Consider the following 18,108-nt stretch of genomic DNA (forward strand, 5'->3'; position numbering starts at 1 on the left):
TCGATGGAGTAAACTACATCGAATGACCATGACCAGGCAATCCGCTCGAATCGCCGTTGGGGCAGCATCCGTCGCGCTTCTTGCCCTTCTCCTGCTGCACGTGCTGCGGCCAGACCTCGCGCCGGCGTCCCACATGATCAGTGAGTACGCGATTGGCCCTTATGGCTTCGTGATGGGCGTTTCATTCGGGGCCTTCGCGCTGAGCAGCCTGGCGCTCCTCGTGGCGCTCGTGGGTTCGGCACGCGGTTGGCCTGGCCGGCTGGGACTCGTCTGTCTCTTCCTGACGGCCGTCGGGCTCGCGCTGGGTGGAGCTTTTCCCATGGACCCGGCGACGCCGGATCCGGCGGCGATGTCCTTCTCCGGAAGGATGCACGGCGTGGGATTCATGGTCGGCGTGCCGGGCGAGCTCCTGGCCGTGCTCCTCGTGTCGCTCGCGCTGAGGCGGGAAGCGCCCTGGTCCGGGACGCGGCTGCTCCCGTGGGCCGCCGCCGTCTGGTTGAGCCTCGTGGTCATGGTTCCCCTGCTCATGCAGATGCGCTACTTCGGGATCCCCAACCGGACGTTCATGATGGCGTACGGCATCTGGGTGATCCTCGCCGCGCGGCCGCTGACACGAACGCACCTCGTGCCGGAGCGTGTGGCTCACGCTCTCTGACCCCTACGAGCGAGATTCAGGCCGCGAGCCTGGATGCTTTGGAATCGCTCTCCAGGGCCCCAGGCTGCTCCAGCCAGCGCTGGGCGTAGCGGGCCAGGGTGACGGGGCACTTTTCTCGGGCCTGCATGGTCGATGCCCCGAGAAGGACTACGCCCCTGCATGGGAGGGCGGCGGCTGCACCTTGAGCAGCTCGGGCACCAGCGTCTGGCAGATGGCTTCCACGCGGTCGAAGAGCCAGAAGCCGAAGGGCTGAATCTCGTCGGGAGCCAGGGGTTGCTCCGGCCAGGAGGCCCCAGGGTCGTTCTCGTCGAACGCGTGGATGCCGAACTCGCCCTCGGGCGTGCGGGTGCGCCGGTCGAAGATGAAGCTGAGGCCATCATGCCAGCCTCCATGGAAGACGTGGGCATCCGCCAGCCCTGGCAGGGGTTGCTCCAGGTGATTCGCGAGTTCCTCGACGTTGTACTCGTCCGCGTTCACCTCCAGAACACACTGGCCCCCTCCGCTGACGTTTCCGCTGTAGTGCGTCGGCACCTTGCCGGCCCACTTGACGACCCAGGTCGCGGTCCCATAACGCCGCACGAAGTACTCGAAGGACGAGCCCTCCGTCGGCGCTTCCGCGGGCCGAAGCCAGCGGCCGAAGCGCTCCGCGTGCAGGTCCCTGAAGAACTGGCTGCCATGTCCCATGGAGTCGAGCCTGTCCCGGTCCGTGTCGGGCTGGAGGAGCTCGACGATGAAGTGGCCCGCCCGCAGCTTGTGGTGCAGTTCCGCCAGGCGAGCGACCGCGGCATCGACGGCCGCATGAGGTGTCTCCGGGCGGGCGAACGCGGTCAGCGCCACCGGCGGCAGCCCCGGAGGTTCCGGATTCACCTGGGTGCTTTGGGGCATGGATAGGGTGAAGGGGCTGAGTCCCTCCTGCTCCAGCGCGAAGAGCCGCTGCTCCGCCGCGGCGACAGCCTCCTCGCGGCTGGCGAAGGACGTACGCTCCTCGGCCACGGTCTTCTCCGTCCCCACGACTCGCGTGGACACCGTGAGCCGCACGGCCCCGTCGACCTGCACCTGCTCCGCGCGCAGCAGTCCAGGCTGGGTGAGCCGAAGCTCCCGCTTGAGAAGCCGCTCTCGTGACACGTTCCATCCGTACACATGCTGGAAGCCCAGCTTCCGGTAGTGGGCCGCGAGGGCCTCCACCTCGGTGGGCTTCAGAGAGGCCTGGGTGCAGCGGCCTCCGAAGCTGCCCCGGGTGATGATGGCCGTACTCTCGAAGAGGGCGATGTCGACATAGAGCCCGTCGAGCTTCTGGACGAGGAACACGCGCTCGCGTGCCGCGGCGGGGCTGGGGACGCGCTCCTCCTCGAGTAACGCCCCGTGGCTCCAGACGTGGAGGCGGAAATCCGCACTGTGGAACCAGCACTCGTCGGGATGGTCGAACACGAGCATCCGGCTGTCGTTGTAGACAGCCCTGCCGTTGTTGAGTGCCATGACCTGCTGAATGCTGCGTCTCACGTAGGTGACCTCCGCGCCGGAGCAAACTGGCATGCGGCACTCCATGTCCAGAGTCTGGTGCACCGCGCTCAGGGGGAGATTGGGGTACACGCCGGTGGGACGGCGAGGCTGGAGCGATTCCCAGCCTCGCCATGCTTCATGCGTCAGATGCGGACGCGGATGCCCAGCGAGTAGACGCTCTCCTCGTAGCGCACGTCGCGGGGGTAGGTGTCGCCCTCGGGCGTGAACTGCCGGAAGCTCCGGAAGGGATTGCCGAGGATGTTCGACGCGTCGAAGGTGAAGCTGACCTTCTCCCAGGGCGCGTAGCTCGCCGAGAAATCGAGACGCGACACGCCGTCCACGTACTCGCCCGTGAACCCGTCCCCGTCCGGGTTCTGGACGTAGGAGGTGATCCACCGGGAGCGATAGTTGTAGGCCAGACGGGCGGAGAGCTTCTCGCGCTCGTACATCGCGACGAGGTTGTAGGACCAATTGGACACGCCGGGGATCCGGCCGGTCTCGCCCAGCGCGAGCTGGTAGCCCGCGGGGAAGGCCTGCTCGTCGTTCAGATAGGTGACGTTGCCGTAGGCGCCGAAGCCGCCGAGCCAGCCGGGGAGGAAATCGAAGAAGCTCCCCAGCGTGGCTTCGAAGCCCTGGATGCGGCCCTCGCCGGCGTTCACCGGGATGTTCACGCGGACGCGGCCGGGCCCATAGGTCGGGTCATCCCGGGTCACGTCGAGGTTGGTGATGAAGCCGTTGAAGTCGCGGCGGAACACGGCGAGGGACGCCATGCCTGTCTGCAGGAAGTAGTACTCGAGCGAGGCGTCGTAGTTGTTCGACCGGACCGGCTCGAGGTCGGGGTTGCCGCCGCCGCCGGTGATCTGACAGCTCGGGGGCGGGCTGGGCTCGGACAGACAGGCGGGAGGCGAGTTGAGGACGATCGGGCGCAGCTGATCGAAGCCCGGCCGCGTCCGGGTCTGGTTGGCGGAGAGCCTCAGCTGGAGGTCGCGGAGAAGCCGGATCCTCGCGCTGACATTCGGGAGCAGGTCGGTGTAGCTGCCGCTGGCCGTCTCGATGGTGGTTTCGGTGGGATAGGAGTTGACGGTGGTGTTGGTGCGCACGGCGCGGAGGCCGAGCACGCCGTCCACCCGCACGCTGCCCACGTTGAACTCGTAGCGCGCCTGCCCGTACCCGGCGAAGCTCTGCTCGTTGGCGTCGAAGACGCGCAGCCGCTCGGGCGCGCCCGGAGTGAAACCCTCGAGGGCGCGGAGCTGATCCACGTTGCTCCGGATGCTGTCGTACGGCGGCACGATCCAGGTCCGCGTCCGCTGGATGTCGCTGCCGCGGAAGCCGCCGCGGAACACATGCAGATCCACCGGAATGTCGGTGAGCGGCATCCCGGCGTGCGCATTGCTATAGCGCTGACCATTCTCCTGGTAGGCGTCGCGCGTGGTGAAGCGGAGGCCGGCCTCCAGCTTGGGGAGGAAGGAGAGGCCTGTGCTCACGTCGAGGTCCGTCCGGGCCTGCCAGTCATCGCCCCCCGCGATGTAGGACCTGTCGAAGAGGCCGACGTACTGGAAGTTGGCGGGATTGGTCAGGTCGTAGTCGCGGAGGGAGAACTCCATGCCACCGGGGCCCCGCGGCACGTCGAAATTGACGTCGAACGTGGGGGCGGCGGCCAGCTGCTGGTCGAAGCTGTAGAGCGACAGGTCGAACTGACTGGCCGTCCTCGCCAGATCGGCCGTGAGCCGCACGGGGCCCGTTTCATAGGAGCCGCCGACGGCGAACTGAGCGGTGTCGGTCTGGCGGTAGGTCGCGCCCTGGAACATGAAGGGCTGGGCGGCGTTCTCCACGGTGAGGCTCTGGGCCTGGTCCGTGGTGCCCGGCCGCAGCATCACGTTGGTGTACCGGGCCCCGCCGCCCCACAACCGCATCTCCAGTTGGCGGTCCGAGACGCTGTCGCGGTACCCCTGCCAGAGTCCATCGGCGTAGAACTCGAGCCCGGGTTGCGGCCGCCACTGCACCGAGCCGTTCACGGACGGGCGTTCGCGCTGGCCGGCGCCATAGAAGATGCCGACCACGTCGGGGAAGCGGAACTGCTGGCCCGTCTCCGCGTCCCGCCCGTTGGGGCTGATGAACCCGGTGTTCCAGCGCGCGGAGTCCAGATAGTTGAGGCGGGTATAGGAGACGTTGAGCAGCGCGCCGATGTCACCCGCGCCGGTGCGCCAGCGGTTGGTGATCAGAAGGTTGCCGTTCGGGTCGAACGCGCCGGACTGATTGGCGTAGGTGCCCCGCAGGGAGCCCGAGAGCTCGAAGCCTTCGAAGTCGAGCGGCCGGCGGGAGCGCACGTCGATGAGACCGGCGAGACCGCCTTCGATCTGATCGGCGGTCGTGGTCTTGAAGACCTCGAGCGCCGCGATGCCACCCGAGGGAAAGTCGGCGAGTGCGACGCTGCGCGTTTCGGCGGTGAAGATCTCCCGGCCGTTATAGGTCGTGGTGACGTCGGGCAGACCGCGCACCAGCACCTGGCCGGCCGCTTCGCCGCGTTCCCGGGCGACCTGGACACCTGGAATGCGGGCCGCCGTCTCGGAGACCGTGACATCCGGCAGCTTGCCAATGTCCTGCGCCACGACGCTATCGACGATCTGGTCGGAGTCGCGCTTGATGGTCTGCGCCTTCTGCATGCTGCGTTGCAGGCCGACGACGACAATCTCCTCGACATACTCTTCGTCGGTCCCCGTGCTCTCAGCCGTCGCGGGGTCATCCGTTTGCGGCGGGGTGCTCGCGCCGGCCGCTTGCGGCGCCGGTGCGGCTCCAGGGGTGTTGGGCGCGGTTTGCGCGGCCTGCGCAAGCGCATCGGCCGTCAGCATCGTGAGGGATGTCGAACAAAGAACAAATATCTTGAAACGCATCAAATGCCCTCTTCAACGGCGCGCACAAATCCGTCGACTCCTCCGCCTGGCTGGAGTTGCCAGGCGAGGTCCTCCGGTTTCATACGTGTTCGTGGGGCCGCGCATCTCACTCATGCCCATGAAGGGTGTCAAGGCGCGGTTTCCGTGAATCCGTGGTTCGCGGCTCTAGCGTGGTGCGTCAAGATTCACATCCAAAGCCACGCTCATCCGCTTCGCAGTCAGTGAAGGCGACACCAACAACCACCACCCCTGGCCAGCAGAACACCTCTCGCGGCATGCCCTGCGTGCTATACGGTCCGCGGTCCGCTCGGCCCCCCACGAGACAGGCCGCGCGCATCCCTCTTCATGCCAGGAGACGTCGTGGAACGGACCCCCTTCGGTACGGCCCCAGGAGGACAGCCCGTCGAGGTCTACACCCTCACCAACAAGAGGGGAATCGAGGCGCGAGTCACCAATTACGGCGGAATCATCCTCAGCCTGCGGGTGCCAGACCGGGACGGCCGCTTCGACGACGTGGTGCTGGGCTACGACGCATTGGCGGACTACCTGAGGGAAACCCCGTACTTCGGCGCACTGATCGGCCGCTATGGCAACCGCATCGCCCGGGGCCGGTTCACGCTCGATGGCCAGCAATACATCCTGGCGACGAACAACGGCGTGAACCACCTGCACGGCGGGCTCAAGGGCTTCGACAAGGTGGTGTGGACCGCGGAGCCCTTCGAGAACGAGCAGGGCATGGGCCTCGTTCTCACCTACGTGAGCCCCGACGGAGAGGAGGGCTACCCGGGGACCCTGAGCGCGAAGGTCACCTATACGCTGACGGACGATGACGCGCTCGTCTTCGACTACCACGCCACCACCGACAAGGCGACGCCGGTCAACCTCACGCAGCACAGCTATTTCAACCTGGCCGGCGACGGGAAGGGCGACATCCTGGGTCATGTCGTCACGATCAACGCGGACCGCTTCGTCCCGATCGATCCGGCATCCATCCCGCTCGGCGGGCTGCGCGACGTGACGGGCACGCCGTTCGACTTCAGGCGGCCCACACCCATCGGCGCGCGCATCCGCCAGGACGACGAACAGCTCCGCAATGGGCAGGGCTATGACCACAGCCTGGTGCTCAACAAGGAAAGGGCCGGCGAGCTGTCGCTGGCCGCGCACGTCCTGGAGCCCACCACCGGCCGCGTGATGGAGATCCACACCACCGAGCCGGGCATGCAGTTCTACTCGGGCAACTTCCTCGACGGCACGCTGAAGGGGAAGAAGGGCGCGGTCTACCACCACCGCTTCGGCTTCGCGATGGAGACGCAGCACCTGCCGGACTCGCCGAACCAGCCGGACTTCCCCTCGACGATTCTGCGCCCGGGCGAGCACTATCGCTCGCGCTCCGTCTACAGGTTTTCTGTCTCGGGCCGGTGAACCCAGGCGCCCGCTTCTGGAGAAACGATGACGCTACTCGAACAGGTCGAGCAGGACTTCCACGAACGCTTCGGCGCGGCCCCCGCCGCGATCGTACGGGCTCCGGGCCGGGTCAATCTCATCGGTGAGCACACCGACTACAACGACGGTTTCGTGCTCCCCATCGCCATCGATCGCGAGGTGTGGATCGCTCTGCGCCCGCGCGATGACCGCCGCGTCGTCGTCCACTCGCTCGATTACAAGGCGTCCCTCTCCTTCGAGCTCGGGCAGATCTCCCACACCGGCACGGACTGGTCGGAGTACGTGAAGGGCGTTGCCTGGGCGCTGCAGGAAGCCGGTCACACGCTGCGGGGCCTGGAGGCGGTGATGATGGGGAACGTGCCGCGTGGCGCGGGCCTTTCGTCCTCCGCCGCCGTGGAGATGGCCATGGAGCGCGCCTTCGCCACCGTGAGCGGGCTGCAGTGGAAGCCCTCCGAGATGGCGCTGCTCGGCCAGCGGGTCGAGAACAAGTGGATTGGCGTCAACTCGGGGATCATGGACCAGATGATCGTCGCGGGGGGCCGCGAGAACCACGCGCTGCTCATCGACTGCCGCAGCCTGGAGCTCCAGCCCGTACCCGTCCCCGAGGGCGCCGTGGTGGTCGTGCTCGATACGGGGACCCGCCGGGGGCTGGTGGACTCCGCCTACAACGAGCGCCGGAGTCAGTGCGAGCAGGCCGCGCGGTTCTTCGGCGTGAAGGCGCTCCGCGACGTGGACTCGCGGACCTTGTCGGCGCGCCAGAACGAGCTCGACCCGCTGGTCCGCCGCCGCGCGCGGCACGTGATCACCGAGAACGAGCGCACCCTTCAGGCCGCCGAGGCCATGCGAGCCGGAGACCTCACGCGGCTGGGCAAGCTGATGGACGCCAGCCACGACAGCCTGCGCGACGACTTCGAGGTGACCAATGACGCGCTCAACGCCATCGTGTCGCTGGCGCGAGCGCAGCCGGGTTGTTTCGGAGCCCGCATGACGGGAGCAGGCTTCGGTGGTTGCGCGGTGGCCCTGGTCACGCCCGAGCAGACCCATGCGTTCGTCCAGAACATCCGCGAGAAGTACACGCAGGCCACTCGGAAGACGCCGCACATCTACGTGTGCCACGCCGCGGATGGGGCGAGCGTGCTGGAAACCAGCCGGTGACGGAGCCGGGGCGGCCGACGCCCCCAGGAATATGAACGATGGCTGATGTACTGCTGCGGGATGTGCAGAAGCGATATGGCTCCCAGTCGGTGATCCACGGTGTCTCGCTCGAGCTGAAGCACCGGGAGTTCATCGTCTTCGTCGGCCCCTCGGGGTGCGGCAAGTCCACCCTGCTGCGCATGGTTGCCGGGCTGGAGCGAATCACTGACGGAGAGATCCTCATCGGCGGGCGACTGGTCAATGACACGCCGCCCGGCGACCGTGGGGTCTCCATGGTCTTCCAGAACTACGCCCTCTACCCGCATATGACGGCGGCGGAGAACATGGCCTTCGGTCTGCGCAACATTGGCACGCCGGGTGCCGAGATCACCGAGCGCGTGAACGCCGCCGCGAAGACGCTGCAGATCGAGCACCTGCTGAAGCGCCGCCCGGCGGAGATGTCCGGCGGCCAGCGCCAGCGCATCGCCATCGGCCGGGCCATCGTCCGCCGGCCGGACGTCTTCTTGTTCGATGAGCCGCTCTCCAACCTGGACGCGGCACTGCGGGTGCAGATGCGAGTGGAATTGGTGCAACTGCACCAGCGGCTCGAAGCCACCTCCATCTATGTCACGCACGATCAGGTCGAGGCGATGACCATGGCCGACCGCATCGTCGTCTTCCGCGAGGGACGGATCGAACAGGTGGGCTCGCCGCTGGAGGTCTACCGGAACCCCGCGAACACCTTCGTGGCCGGCTTCATCGGTGCCCCCAAGATGAATCTGCTCGAGACCCGGGTGGTCGCCGCCAGCCCCAACCGGGTGGAGGTCGCCCTGCCAGGAGGGAAGGCGGAGCTCGCGGTGGATGGCCGCGCGCTGACCGTGGGGGCGCCGGTCACCTTCGGCGTCCGGCCCGAGCACGTTCGGCCAACCCCTGGCGAGGGCATCTTCCGCGGTCAGGCGAAGGCGATCGAGCGGCTGGGCCGAGAGACCCTGCTGCATGTCACGGGAGCCGATGGCGCCACGCTCATCGCCACCGACACGGGCGACAGCACGGTCCGGCTCGGTGACACCGTGACCCTGACGCTCGAACCCGGCACCGGCCGGCTCTTCGGCGCGGATGGGGTGGCACTCAGGGGCGCGCCATGAACGTGGCCCTCGAGCAGGCGCCCGCCGTGCGGCGCGGCTGGCTGACACGGTACCGCGACACCATCGCCGGCTATGGCTTCCTGGCGCCATTCCTCGCGTTCTACGCCGTCTTCCTGATCTACCCCTTCTGCCTCGGCGTGTGGATGAGCCTGCACGACTGGGAGATCGTCGGGGACTATCGCCAGTACATCGGCTGGCTGAACTACCAGGAACTGTGGGACGACCCGTATTTCTGGGAGGCGTTCCAACGCACCCTGCAGTTCGCCGCCATGACAGCACCGGCGGCCACGGTGCTCGGCCTGGCCCTGGCCCTGGCCCTCAATGGGCCGCTGCGGCTCCATGGCGCGCTGCGGGCGATCTTCTTCGCCTCGAGCATCTTCTCGGTCACGGTCGTCACGCTGGTGTGGTCCATGGTGCTCAACCCCGACCGTGGCCTGATCGCCAACGGGATGCGCGCCGTGGGGCTGGAGCCGATCGCCTTCCTGGCGGACCAGACCTGGGCCATGCCGGCACTGGTGGTGACGACCTTGTGGTGGGGTGCTGGCTTCCCGATGGCGCTCTTTCTCGCCGGGCTGCAGCAGATTCCCCCCGAGGTCTACGAGGCCGCCCGGCTCGACAACGCCTCGCGATGGGCGGTGCTGCGGCACATCACCCTGCCGGCGCTGGCGCGCACGACGCTGCTCGTGGTGGTTCTGCAGACCATCATGCATCTCCAGGTGTTCGGCCAGCCGCTGTTGATGACGCGCGGCGGTCCGTCCAACTCCACCCGGCCCCTGGTGCAGCTCATCTACGAGACCAGCTTCCGGGACTGGCGTGCCGGCTATGCCTCCTCGGTCTCGATGGTGCTGTTCGCCTTGATGTTCTGCGTGGCGTTGCTGCAGCTCCGGCTGTCGCGGCAGGAGGAGAAGTGAAGCCATGACCCGGACCTTTGGTGACCGTCTCCTCCTCGCCCTGATGATCGGCGCCGCGTTCGTGTGGATGATGCCGATGCTGTGGGTGCTGGCCCTGTCGCTCAAGCCCAACTCCATGTTGGTGAGCTCCACCCGCGGAATCATTCCGTGGCCGCATACCCTGGAGAATTTCGCCACCCTGCTGCGGGTGTCGCTGACGCCACGCTGGCTGCTCAACAGCGTGATCGTCGCCCTCAGCATGACGGCGTTGGTCCTGCTGCTGTCGTCGCTCGCCGGCTACGCCTTCGCCCGGATCGACTTTCCCGGCCGCCGCGCCGTCTTCCTGCTGGTGCTGGCCGGGCTGATGGTGCCGGAGCAAGCCATCATCGTGCCGCTGCATGCCCTGTTCGCCCGCTGGGAAATGCACAACACCTACTTCTCCCTCATCGCCCCCCGCCTGGCGACGCCGATGGGCGTGTTCCTGATGACGCAGTTCTTCAAGGCCATCCCGCGCGAACTGGAGGAGGCCGCGGAGCTCGACAACGCGGGCCGGCTGAGGATTTTCTGGTCGGTGATGCTGCCGCTGTCCCGCCCGGCGCTGACGACGCTCGGCATCTTCACCTTCCTGTTCGCATGGAACGACTTCCTCTGGCCGGTCATCACGGCGACCCAGCCGGAGATGTATACCCTCAGCGTCGGCCTCGGTTCGTTGCAGGGCAACTTCGCCATGTCCGAGGGGCTCGGCTTCCTGATGGCCTCGGCCGTGTTCGCCAGCGCCCCGATGCTCGTTCTCTACGTCGTGTTCCAACGCTACATCGTGCAAGGCGTTGCCATGACCGGCGGTAAGTAGGCTCCCCATGAAGATGAAGACACTGCTTCCGGCCTCGCTGCTGCTGGCCGTGGTCCTCGGCTCCACCCCCGCGCTGGCCGCCACGGAGATCACGCTGTTCCGCTTCTTCGGCGGCTGCAGCGACGAGTACGCCAACGTCACCGACCTGGCGAAGGCCGTCGGTGAATGCGGCATCATCCAGGTGCTGACCAACAAGTTCAACGCGGAGAACAAGGACGGAATCATCGTCAAGACGCAGTCGGTGGAATGGGGCGTCTACTACGACCGGCTGAGCGCCAACGTCGCGGCCCGCACCCCGCCAGACATCGCCGTCATGCACCGCAGCGTCCTGCCGAACTACCAGTTGCGCAATCTCCTCCAGCCGCTCGGCAAGGACTTCGCCGCGGTGGGCATCGACACCGCCGACTTCGTGCCGGTGGCTCGCGAAGCCGTGAGCGCCAGGGGTGAGCTCTGGGCTCTGCCTTTCGACGTGCACGCGCTCCTGTGGCACGTCAACGCCGACCTGTTCATCAAAGCGGGGCTCGTCGACGACAAGGGCCAGCCGAAGATGCCCACCAGTCCGGCCGAGTTGATGCGGCACGCCGAGCTCATGAAGGCGAAGACGGGCAAGCCGTACTTCGCCATTCCCTCCGGGGCCGATCCGATGCCCACCTGGCAGTACCTCACCTGGATCTGGCAGCAGGGCGGCGACCTCGTCGACACCGAGAGGCAGGCGCAGCTGGGATCGAAGGAGAGCAAGGAGTCGTTGCGCCTGCTCGACACGCTCTACGCGGCCGGCCACGCCAATCCCAGGCACGACTATGCCGGAGCGCAGCAGGCCTTCCTCGGCGGCGAGGCGGCGGTGCTCGTGAACGGCACCTGGGGCGTGGATACCTACGCGGCGCAGGCGAAGGAGCCGAACGTCGCCCTCAAGAACTACGCCGTGCGCGACATGCCCACGCTCCATGGAAAGGATGCCGTCTGGTCCGACAGCCACACGTGGGTGGTGCCGAAGCAGCCGAAGCCGGATGCGGCGAAGCAGAAGGCCGTGCTCACCTTCCTGAAGTTCCTCTACGACAACAATCTGCAATGGGCCCGGACCGGACACCTGCCGGTGCGCGCCTCGGTGCTCGCGAGCGCGGAGATGCGGGCCCTTCCGCACCGCGGCGAGTACACCCGCACCGCCATCATCGCCACGGCGCTACCGCCCATCGAATTCCAGCGCGGCATCATGGACGTGATGGTCAACGAGCTGAACTCGACCTGGCTCGTCCACAAGGACCCGGACACGGCCCTGACGGCTGCCCAGCGCGCGATCTCGGCCATCCTGCGCCGCTCCCGCTTCCGGTAGAACGGACGTCCCCTCCCCTATGAACACCCCCTCCTTCGACCTTCCCTCGGACGAGTCGCGCACACTCCAGGACATCATCGCGAACCCGCAGCCGGTTCCCGAGCCGCTCGTCCACGAGACCCTGCCCGATCCCTTCGTGCTGCGGCTGGATGCGCGGAGCCCCGGTGGCGCGCGCACCGCGGGCCTCTGGCTGGTCGCGACCACCAATGACCAGCCGTTCGCCTTCCGGCTGTACCGCTTCGTGGGTGGCACCTGGGTGCCACACATCGTGGATGGCCAGCATCGCGCCATCTTCCCCGAGGGCAAGCTGCCCGCATGGTGGAACGCTGGCGAGTTGGATCCACTCTCGCCCGGCCTGCCCAGGGACCTCGTCGTGGCGCGATGGGCTCCCGAGATCGACGTGCGCAACGGTCTGCTCACGCTGCACTACACCGCGAGGGATCGCGCTGGCATCCTGCGCTCGGCCTACGCCACCGCCACCGCCATCGATGGCGAGTGGGCGGACCATGGCTTCCTCGACATCAACGTCCGCGTGAAGGAGCTGGCTCCCGACTACCCGGGAGGGCCCGCGGGCGAGAACCCCGTCATCGGAATGATTGACGGCCACGTGGCCGCGACCGTCGATGCGGAGGGCAAGGAGCGGACGTTCCTGCTCACCAAGGTGGACGGGAACGGGTTGCAGTGGAAGGACCTGGTGACGCAGGAGCACCGCAAGGCGCCCACGCCCATCCTGTCGCACGAGTTCAAGCAAGAGGCCGGTGGGCGCATCACGCTCCTGGGCCCGGCGAAGGTCCTGTTCACCAATGGCCTGCACCATGACGGCCTGGTCGAAGGCCAGTTCATCGTGCACGAGAACGGCCAGTCCTATCTCTTCTACAGCGCCGGTTTCTTCGGGAACTCCGAGTACCGCACGTACGTCGCGAAGGTTGACCTGCTGGCCAACGAGGTGACGGACGAGCGGCTCTTGATCGACAGCGAGAGCCCGGCGCTCGGCGGGCACTGGAACGGCCCGGGCCACCCCTCGTTCGTGAGGATGGGAGAGGGCCTGTACGCGATGTACCTGCACGTCTGGCGCAACGGCACCGACTACGGCAAGGACGGGGACCAGCGCAGGGCCATCCAGCGCCATGTCGCCTTCCGTGACCTAGAGGGCCGCCCCTGTGAGCCATTCGTCGTGGAGGAACGCTTCTCCAGGCCGTAGACATGAGGGAGTTCGCATGGGCACTCGTCACTTCACCCGGTCGGACACCCTGCCACGCGCGCTCGCGGCGCTGTGGCTGCTGGCCACATTCGCTGCTCCACCGGCGCTGGCCGCCAGTTCGAAGAGTCCCGGCTTCTACACCAACCCGTTGAAGCCTCGGATCCCGGAGGGTGGCGTCGTCGAAAGCTGCGCCGACCCCGCGGTGCTGCGTGGACAGCAACGGGACGATCCGTACTGGTACATGTACTGCACGACGGATCCGCTGAACGACAAGGACCGCGACGCCCAGGGGAAGTGGGTGTTCCACAAGATCCCCCAGCTGCGGTCTCTCGACCTGGTGAATTGGGAGTACGTCGGCGACGCCTTCCAGTCGGTGCCTGGCTATGCCGCCAGCAGCGCGGGGCTGTGGGCACCCGATGTCGTCTACTCCGCAGCGCACGACAAGTATTACCTGTTCTTCGTTGTCACCGACACGACCGCGACGACGTGTGCGAGCGACAGCGCGATCGGTGTCGCGACCAGCGACAAACCCACGGGGCCGTGGAAGTTCTCCGACGCGCCGGTGATCGGCCCGCGCAAGGACACCTCCAACCCGGATCCCTGCGCATTCCAGTGGACCTACGATCCGGACGTCCTGGGTGACTCGGTTGGCACGGACAGCGTCTTGTATTACGGCAGTTACTCCGGAGGCATCTTCGCCAGGACGGTCACGTTGACCGCGGACGGGGCAACCGTTGGCGGCGACGAGAAGCGGATCACCATCGGCGACCGCTACGAAGGCGCGAACGTCGTCTCCCACGACGGCGCCTATTATCTATTCGCGTCCGCGACGAATTGCTGCAACGGCGCGCTGACCGGCTACAGCGTCTTCGCCGGGCGGTCCACCAGTCCGTTCGGTCCGTTCGTGGATCGCGAGGGCCAGTCGCTGCTGGACACGCGGGCCGGCGGAACACCCGTCATCAGCATGAATGGCAACCGGTGGATGGGCCCCGGGCACAACACGGTGTTCCAGGACGCGGCGGGCCAGTGGTGGACCGTCTACCACGCCGTCGATCAGTCCCACCCGTTCTTCGAATCGGCGACAGGCTTCACCAAACGGCCCGCGCTGTTGGACCCCTTGGACTGGGTCGACGGGTGGCCAACGGTGCGCGGCGGCCTGTGGGCTTCGGATGGCAAGATGCCGTCGCCCGCGGCTCGAGACGGGTTCAAGTCCCGGTACCGCACGAAGCGGGTGCCACCCCACACCCTGGGTAAGCGCACGGCGGCGGCGTCGGACGAGCTCGATGGGAGCACGCTGAGCGCCTCATGGTCCTGGGTGCGGCCGCCAGACGCAAGCACGTATGGCATTGCGGACGGGACGTTCCGCTTCGAGGTCCAGAAGGCCGACCTCCACATCGACACCAACAACGCCTCCCTGCTGACACGCCCGGCGCCCAAGGGCGACTACGTGGTCGAAACCCGGGTGCGCATCGATGTGCCGGCGGAGGGCTGCTGCTTCAACTCGGCGCAGGCGGGTCTGGTGCTCTACGGCGACGACGACAACTACATCAAGCTGACGGTCACCTCCATGGGGGAGACGCGTCAGACGGAGTTCGCGAAGGAGCGGGCACCGGTGCCAACCGGCCATGCGCGCTATGGCAACACGGTCGCCGGTCCCTCTTCGAGGGACTGGACGTACCTGCGCATCGCGGTCGAACGCCTCACGGGCGAGGCACGCCGTGCCGCTGGCGGTGACACCGTGGCGTACACCGCGTACACGAGCCAGAACGGCACGGACTGGGTTCGTGGCGGCACCTGGACGCACGCGTTGACCAACCCGCGAATCGGCCTCGCGGCGATGGGGGGAGGAGGCAAGTTCACCGCCGGGTTCGACTACGTCCGCGTCTACTCCATGTGGTGAGCGAAGCCCTCACGGTGTAGTCATGGCGTCATGTCCATCCACTACTGCAATCCGGTGCATGACGCCTATTTCGCGGATCCCTTCGTCCTGCGAGTCGCTGACGGCTATGTCGCCTATGGCACCGGCCAGGTGATCGACGGGCGTGCCTTCGAGGTGCTCACCTCTCCGGACCTCGTCACCTGGCGCAGCGTGGGGGGTGCCCTCGAGCTGCTACCCCGGGAGCTCGGAAGCGACTACTGGGCGCCGGAAGTCGCCGAGGCGCACGGGAAGTGGTGGATGTACTACTCCGTGGGAGTGGGAGACGTTGGCCACCATCTGCGGGTCGCGGTCGCCGATAAACCGACCGGCCCGTTCGTCGACCAGGGCATCAACCTCACCCCGAATGAGCGCTTCGCCATCGACGCGAGTCCGTTCCGGGACGATGACGGAACCTGGTACCTCTTCCACGCCCGGGACGTGCTCGAGGGCGGCCGGGCCGGCACCATGGTCGCCGTGGACGTGCTGGAGGACATGACCCGGCTGCGTGGGCAGAGCCGCACCATCCTGCGCCCCAGTGACGACTGGCAGATCTTCCTGCGCCAGCGGACCATGTACGGGCAGGTCTACGACTGGCACACGCTGGAGGGCCCGTTCGTCCGCAAATACGAGGGCCGCTACTACTGCTTCTACTCCGGCGGCTCCTGGCTGGAGCCCTCGTACGGCGTCGCCTACGCCGTGGCGGAGCACCCGCTCGGGCCCTGGGTCGAGCCGGCTGGCGCCCCGCGGTTGTTGCGCACCGTGCCGGACAAGGTGATCGGCCCCGGGCACAACTGCGTGGTCGAGGGCCCTGACGGGCAGGATGTCATCGTCTACCACGCGTGGGATCCGGCGCGGACGGCTCGACGGATGTGCATTGATCCGCTTGTCTGGGAACAGGGTGGCCCCCGGATGCTCGGGCCGTCCTTCACGCCGGCACGGATTCCCCGCGAGGCCCCCTGAACGATGAAGAGGGATTCCTCGGGACGAACCAGGAACTACCTTCTCTTGTCCGCGAGGCGCGCCTCATCTGCCTCCTGATACATCTTGACCAGGGCGTCGGCGGCTGCCGTCGGGTCGTTCTGGATATAGGCGTACATGCCTTGCAACGCCTCGAGCAGGGAGTGGCGGTCAGGGGTCAGAACTCCCCCTCGGACCCACGAATCGTCGTTCAGGTACTTGTCGATCCAGTGCAGGGCCACGCTGTAGCCGACGAACATCTTATCGTCGTCGTTCAACCCGATGGCTTCGCAGAGTTTGAGCACCTTCATGATGGTCGCGGAGGCGCCAAACATCGTCGTAGGCGCATAGTAATCCTCATCCCGGTACTTGACGACGGCATGGCGATCCCACGGATTGAGCCGTCGAAGAACGCTATGCAGAAAATCAGCGAGGCCGGTCGGGAACTTCAGGGTCGTGGCGAACTGGCCGATCTTCCACGTGAAGCGAGACAGTTCGGCATCCGTGCCGGATGCCATGCGTGGCTCTTTCTTCTTGTTCTCGTCGAAGTGCTTCTTGATGTCTTTTTTATACGACTCAGCGCAGATGACGAAGGTGCCCCCCAGCATGCAGATTGCCTGATCGGTCCAGTCATTGCCGCTTTTCACCAAGGTACTGCTCACCAGATCGAGCGCCTCCGTCGGGGTATGGCGCATCTGGGAGGAATCGAACACCGCCAACGTCCCGCTGTACGGGTGATGACCTGACGATGAATGCTGCTTGGAGTAGGCATCGAGTTTCTTGAGCGCATTCGAGAGCGACGCGCGGGTTGTCTCCACGGATTTCTTGAGCGTCGTATCCAGCGCGATCCGGTCCCAGGTCCACTTACGAATGACGTGCTTGGAAGTCCCCGGCCATGGGATGACGTCCCATTGGGAGCGCATGTCGTGTTTGCCGACATCGGATTGGAGTCTGAGCGTCGCCTTCTCCGGCTCTGACAATCGGCCGTAGTAGCCTCTGTATCTGAGCATGTAGAACAAGTAGAGCCCCAGAAGCAGGAGACCACCGGCGCCGGGAATACCCCGAAGCCAGGCCATGAGAAACAGGAGGAAAAGCTTGATCATGGTCGCACCTTCCAACGTGCTTCGTTCGCGGGGAAAGCCCTTTTTGCCCGGATGGCGATGAGTCCATGAGCATTGGCTCGTGTCAATCCCCGCACGGGGATTAGAAAGAACGTGCGCGTTGGCGGGACCGTGGCACGCCGCTATCGTGGCCCGTCATTCCCAAGGAGAAGCCCGATGAGCGGTACGTTTCAGGCCATGGTGCAGGTGGCCGCGCCTCGCGCGACGGTCTACCGCGCGCTCACCGACCCCGCGGCGCTGCGCGCCTGGCTCGCCGAGTTCGCCGAGGTGTCCCTGCCCGAGCGGCGCTTCGAGTTCTGGGGCCGCTACACGCCGCAAGGCGAGCGGGGCCGGCAGCAACTGCTCATCGCCCAGCCCGACAAGCTCCTGAGCTTCGCCTGGACGCTGGATGGAACGCGGACGAACGTCATGTTCCAGCTCCAGGACGCGGGGCCCTCCGCCACCCTCCTGGCCCTGAGCCAGGATGGCATCCCCCCCATGGAGGAGCTGATGGCGCCCACCGGGCGGCGCGACGGCCTGCACACGCTGCACACCTTCTGGGGACTGGCCCTCGCCAACCTCGCCGAGTGGGCCGAGGGGCGCGAGCTCACCCCCCGGTGCGACTTCAGCGCCAGCCGCCCCAACGAAATCCGCATCGAGCTGACCATCCCCGCCCTGCCCGCCCAGGTCTTCGACTCCCTCATCGACCCCGCGCGGATCGCCCGCTGGTTCGGGTGGGAGGCGGAGGTCGAGCCCCGCGTCGGAGGACGCATCACCCTGGGGGCGGATGGAACGATCTCCGAGTTCCAGCCGGGACGGCTCCTGGCCTACGCCGAGCCCGGGATGACCACGCGTTGGGAGCTGACGGAGGCCGGAGGAAAGACCCGGCTGACCTTCCTCCAGCAGGGCTTCCAGCGCGACGAGCTGGACAACGTGGCGCAGCATGAGGCGGGCTGGGCCGCGGGGCTCGCCGAGCTCAAGCGGCTGCACGAGCTCGGACCCAGATGGCAGCCACTCATCGGGGAGCTCGCCCCCCAGGGCTGAATCCCCGCGGGCCTGAAGACCCGAGCCTCTCTTCCGGGGATGAGGGAGCC

Annotated in this window: 14 protein-coding genes; 11 read left to right on the forward strand and 3 right to left on the reverse strand. The window is 66.8% G+C overall.

Going from position 1 to position 18,108, the window contains the following annotated elements; all coding sequences use genetic code 11:
- Window positions 1-28 precede the first annotated feature (28 nt).
- The gene (locus tag BO221_RS19210; RefSeq protein WP_233166188.1) at window positions 29-655 is read left to right on the forward strand and encodes a DUF998 domain-containing protein; all 627 of its coding nucleotides are present in this window, start codon (window positions 29-31) and stop codon (window positions 653-655) included.
- A gap of 147 nt (window positions 656-802) precedes the next feature.
- On the opposite strand, the gene BO221_RS52625 is transcribed toward BO221_RS19210, so the two are convergent.
- Together BO221_RS52625 and BO221_RS19220 are read right to left on the reverse strand one after the other, a co-directional pair.
- Window positions 803-2,155 carry a hypothetical protein gene (locus BO221_RS52625; RefSeq protein WP_143195553.1) on the reverse strand — a complete coding sequence of 451 codons (1,353 nt, stop codon included), beginning with the start codon at window positions 2,153-2,155 and terminating at the stop codon, window positions 803-805.
- A gap of 143 nt (window positions 2,156-2,298) precedes the next feature.
- Window positions 2,299-5,004 carry a TonB-dependent receptor gene (locus tag BO221_RS19220; protein ID WP_073561947.1) on the reverse strand — a complete coding sequence of 902 codons (2,706 nt, stop codon included), beginning with the start codon at window positions 5,002-5,004 and terminating at the stop codon, window positions 2,299-2,301.
- Between the two features lie 402 nt (window positions 5,005-5,406).
- Here BO221_RS19220 and BO221_RS19225 point away from each other — a divergent pair, with 402 nt between their 5' ends.
- From BO221_RS19225 to BO221_RS19265, 9 genes are read left to right on the forward strand one after another with little or no spacing between them, the layout of a single operon-like run.
- Entirely contained in the window at window positions 5,407-6,468 is a 1,062-nt protein-coding gene (locus BO221_RS19225) for an aldose epimerase family protein (protein ID WP_073561948.1), read from the forward strand.
- Between the two features lie 27 nt (window positions 6,469-6,495).
- A complete protein-coding gene (locus BO221_RS19230) occupies window positions 6,496-7,644 on the forward strand; it encodes a galactokinase (RefSeq protein WP_073561949.1) in 1,149 nt (382 codons plus the stop codon).
- Between the two features lie 38 nt (window positions 7,645-7,682).
- Window positions 7,683-8,768: an ABC transporter ATP-binding protein gene (locus BO221_RS19235; protein ID WP_073561950.1), complete on the forward strand. Its 1,086-nt coding sequence runs from the start codon at window positions 7,683-7,685 to the stop codon at window positions 8,766-8,768.
- Complete coding sequence (locus BO221_RS19240; protein ID WP_073561951.1) at window positions 8,765-9,679, forward strand: carbohydrate ABC transporter permease; 915 nt, start codon at window positions 8,765-8,767, stop codon at window positions 9,677-9,679. Before BO221_RS19235 ends, BO221_RS19240 begins: the two co-directional genes overlap by 4 nt.
- A 4-nt stretch (window positions 9,680-9,683) precedes the next feature.
- Window positions 9,684-10,508: a carbohydrate ABC transporter permease gene (locus tag BO221_RS19245; protein WP_073561952.1), complete on the forward strand. Its 825-nt coding sequence runs from the start codon at window positions 9,684-9,686 to the stop codon at window positions 10,506-10,508.
- A 7-nt stretch (window positions 10,509-10,515) separates the two neighbouring features.
- Complete coding sequence (locus BO221_RS19250; RefSeq protein ID WP_083681196.1) at window positions 10,516-11,838, forward strand: extracellular solute-binding protein; 1,323 nt, start codon at window positions 10,516-10,518, stop codon at window positions 11,836-11,838.
- A gap of 19 nt (window positions 11,839-11,857) precedes the next feature.
- Window positions 11,858-13,039 carry a family 43 glycosylhydrolase gene (locus tag BO221_RS19255; protein ID WP_073561953.1) on the forward strand — a complete coding sequence of 394 codons (1,182 nt, stop codon included), beginning with the start codon at window positions 11,858-11,860 and terminating at the stop codon, window positions 13,037-13,039.
- A 16-nt stretch (window positions 13,040-13,055) separates the two neighbouring features.
- On the forward strand, window positions 13,056-14,939 hold the full coding sequence (locus BO221_RS19260; RefSeq protein WP_083681197.1) for a family 43 glycosylhydrolase: 1,884 nt from the start codon (window positions 13,056-13,058) through the stop codon (window positions 14,937-14,939).
- 30 nt (window positions 14,940-14,969) lie between these two features.
- Entirely contained in the window at window positions 14,970-15,917 is a 948-nt protein-coding gene (locus BO221_RS19265) for a glycoside hydrolase family 43 protein (RefSeq protein WP_073561954.1), read from the forward strand.
- A gap of 35 nt (window positions 15,918-15,952) precedes the next feature.
- Here the strand turns inward: BO221_RS19265 and BO221_RS19270 are convergent, their stop codons facing one another.
- Window positions 15,953-17,017: a hypothetical protein gene (locus BO221_RS19270; RefSeq protein ID WP_073561955.1), complete on the reverse strand. Its 1,065-nt coding sequence runs from the start codon at window positions 17,015-17,017 to the stop codon at window positions 15,953-15,955.
- A gap of 174 nt (window positions 17,018-17,191) precedes the next feature.
- Between BO221_RS19270 and BO221_RS19275 the strand changes: the two genes are divergently transcribed.
- A complete protein-coding gene (locus BO221_RS19275) occupies window positions 17,192-18,058 on the forward strand; it encodes an SRPBCC domain-containing protein (protein ID WP_073561956.1) in 867 nt (288 codons plus the stop codon).
- Window positions 18,059-18,108 lie beyond the last annotated feature (50 nt).

Origin of the sequence: Archangium sp. Cb G35 (genome assembly GCF_001896145.1) — a bacterium.
GTDB lineage: Bacteria > Myxococcota > Myxococcia > Myxococcales > Myxococcaceae > Archangium > Archangium violaceum.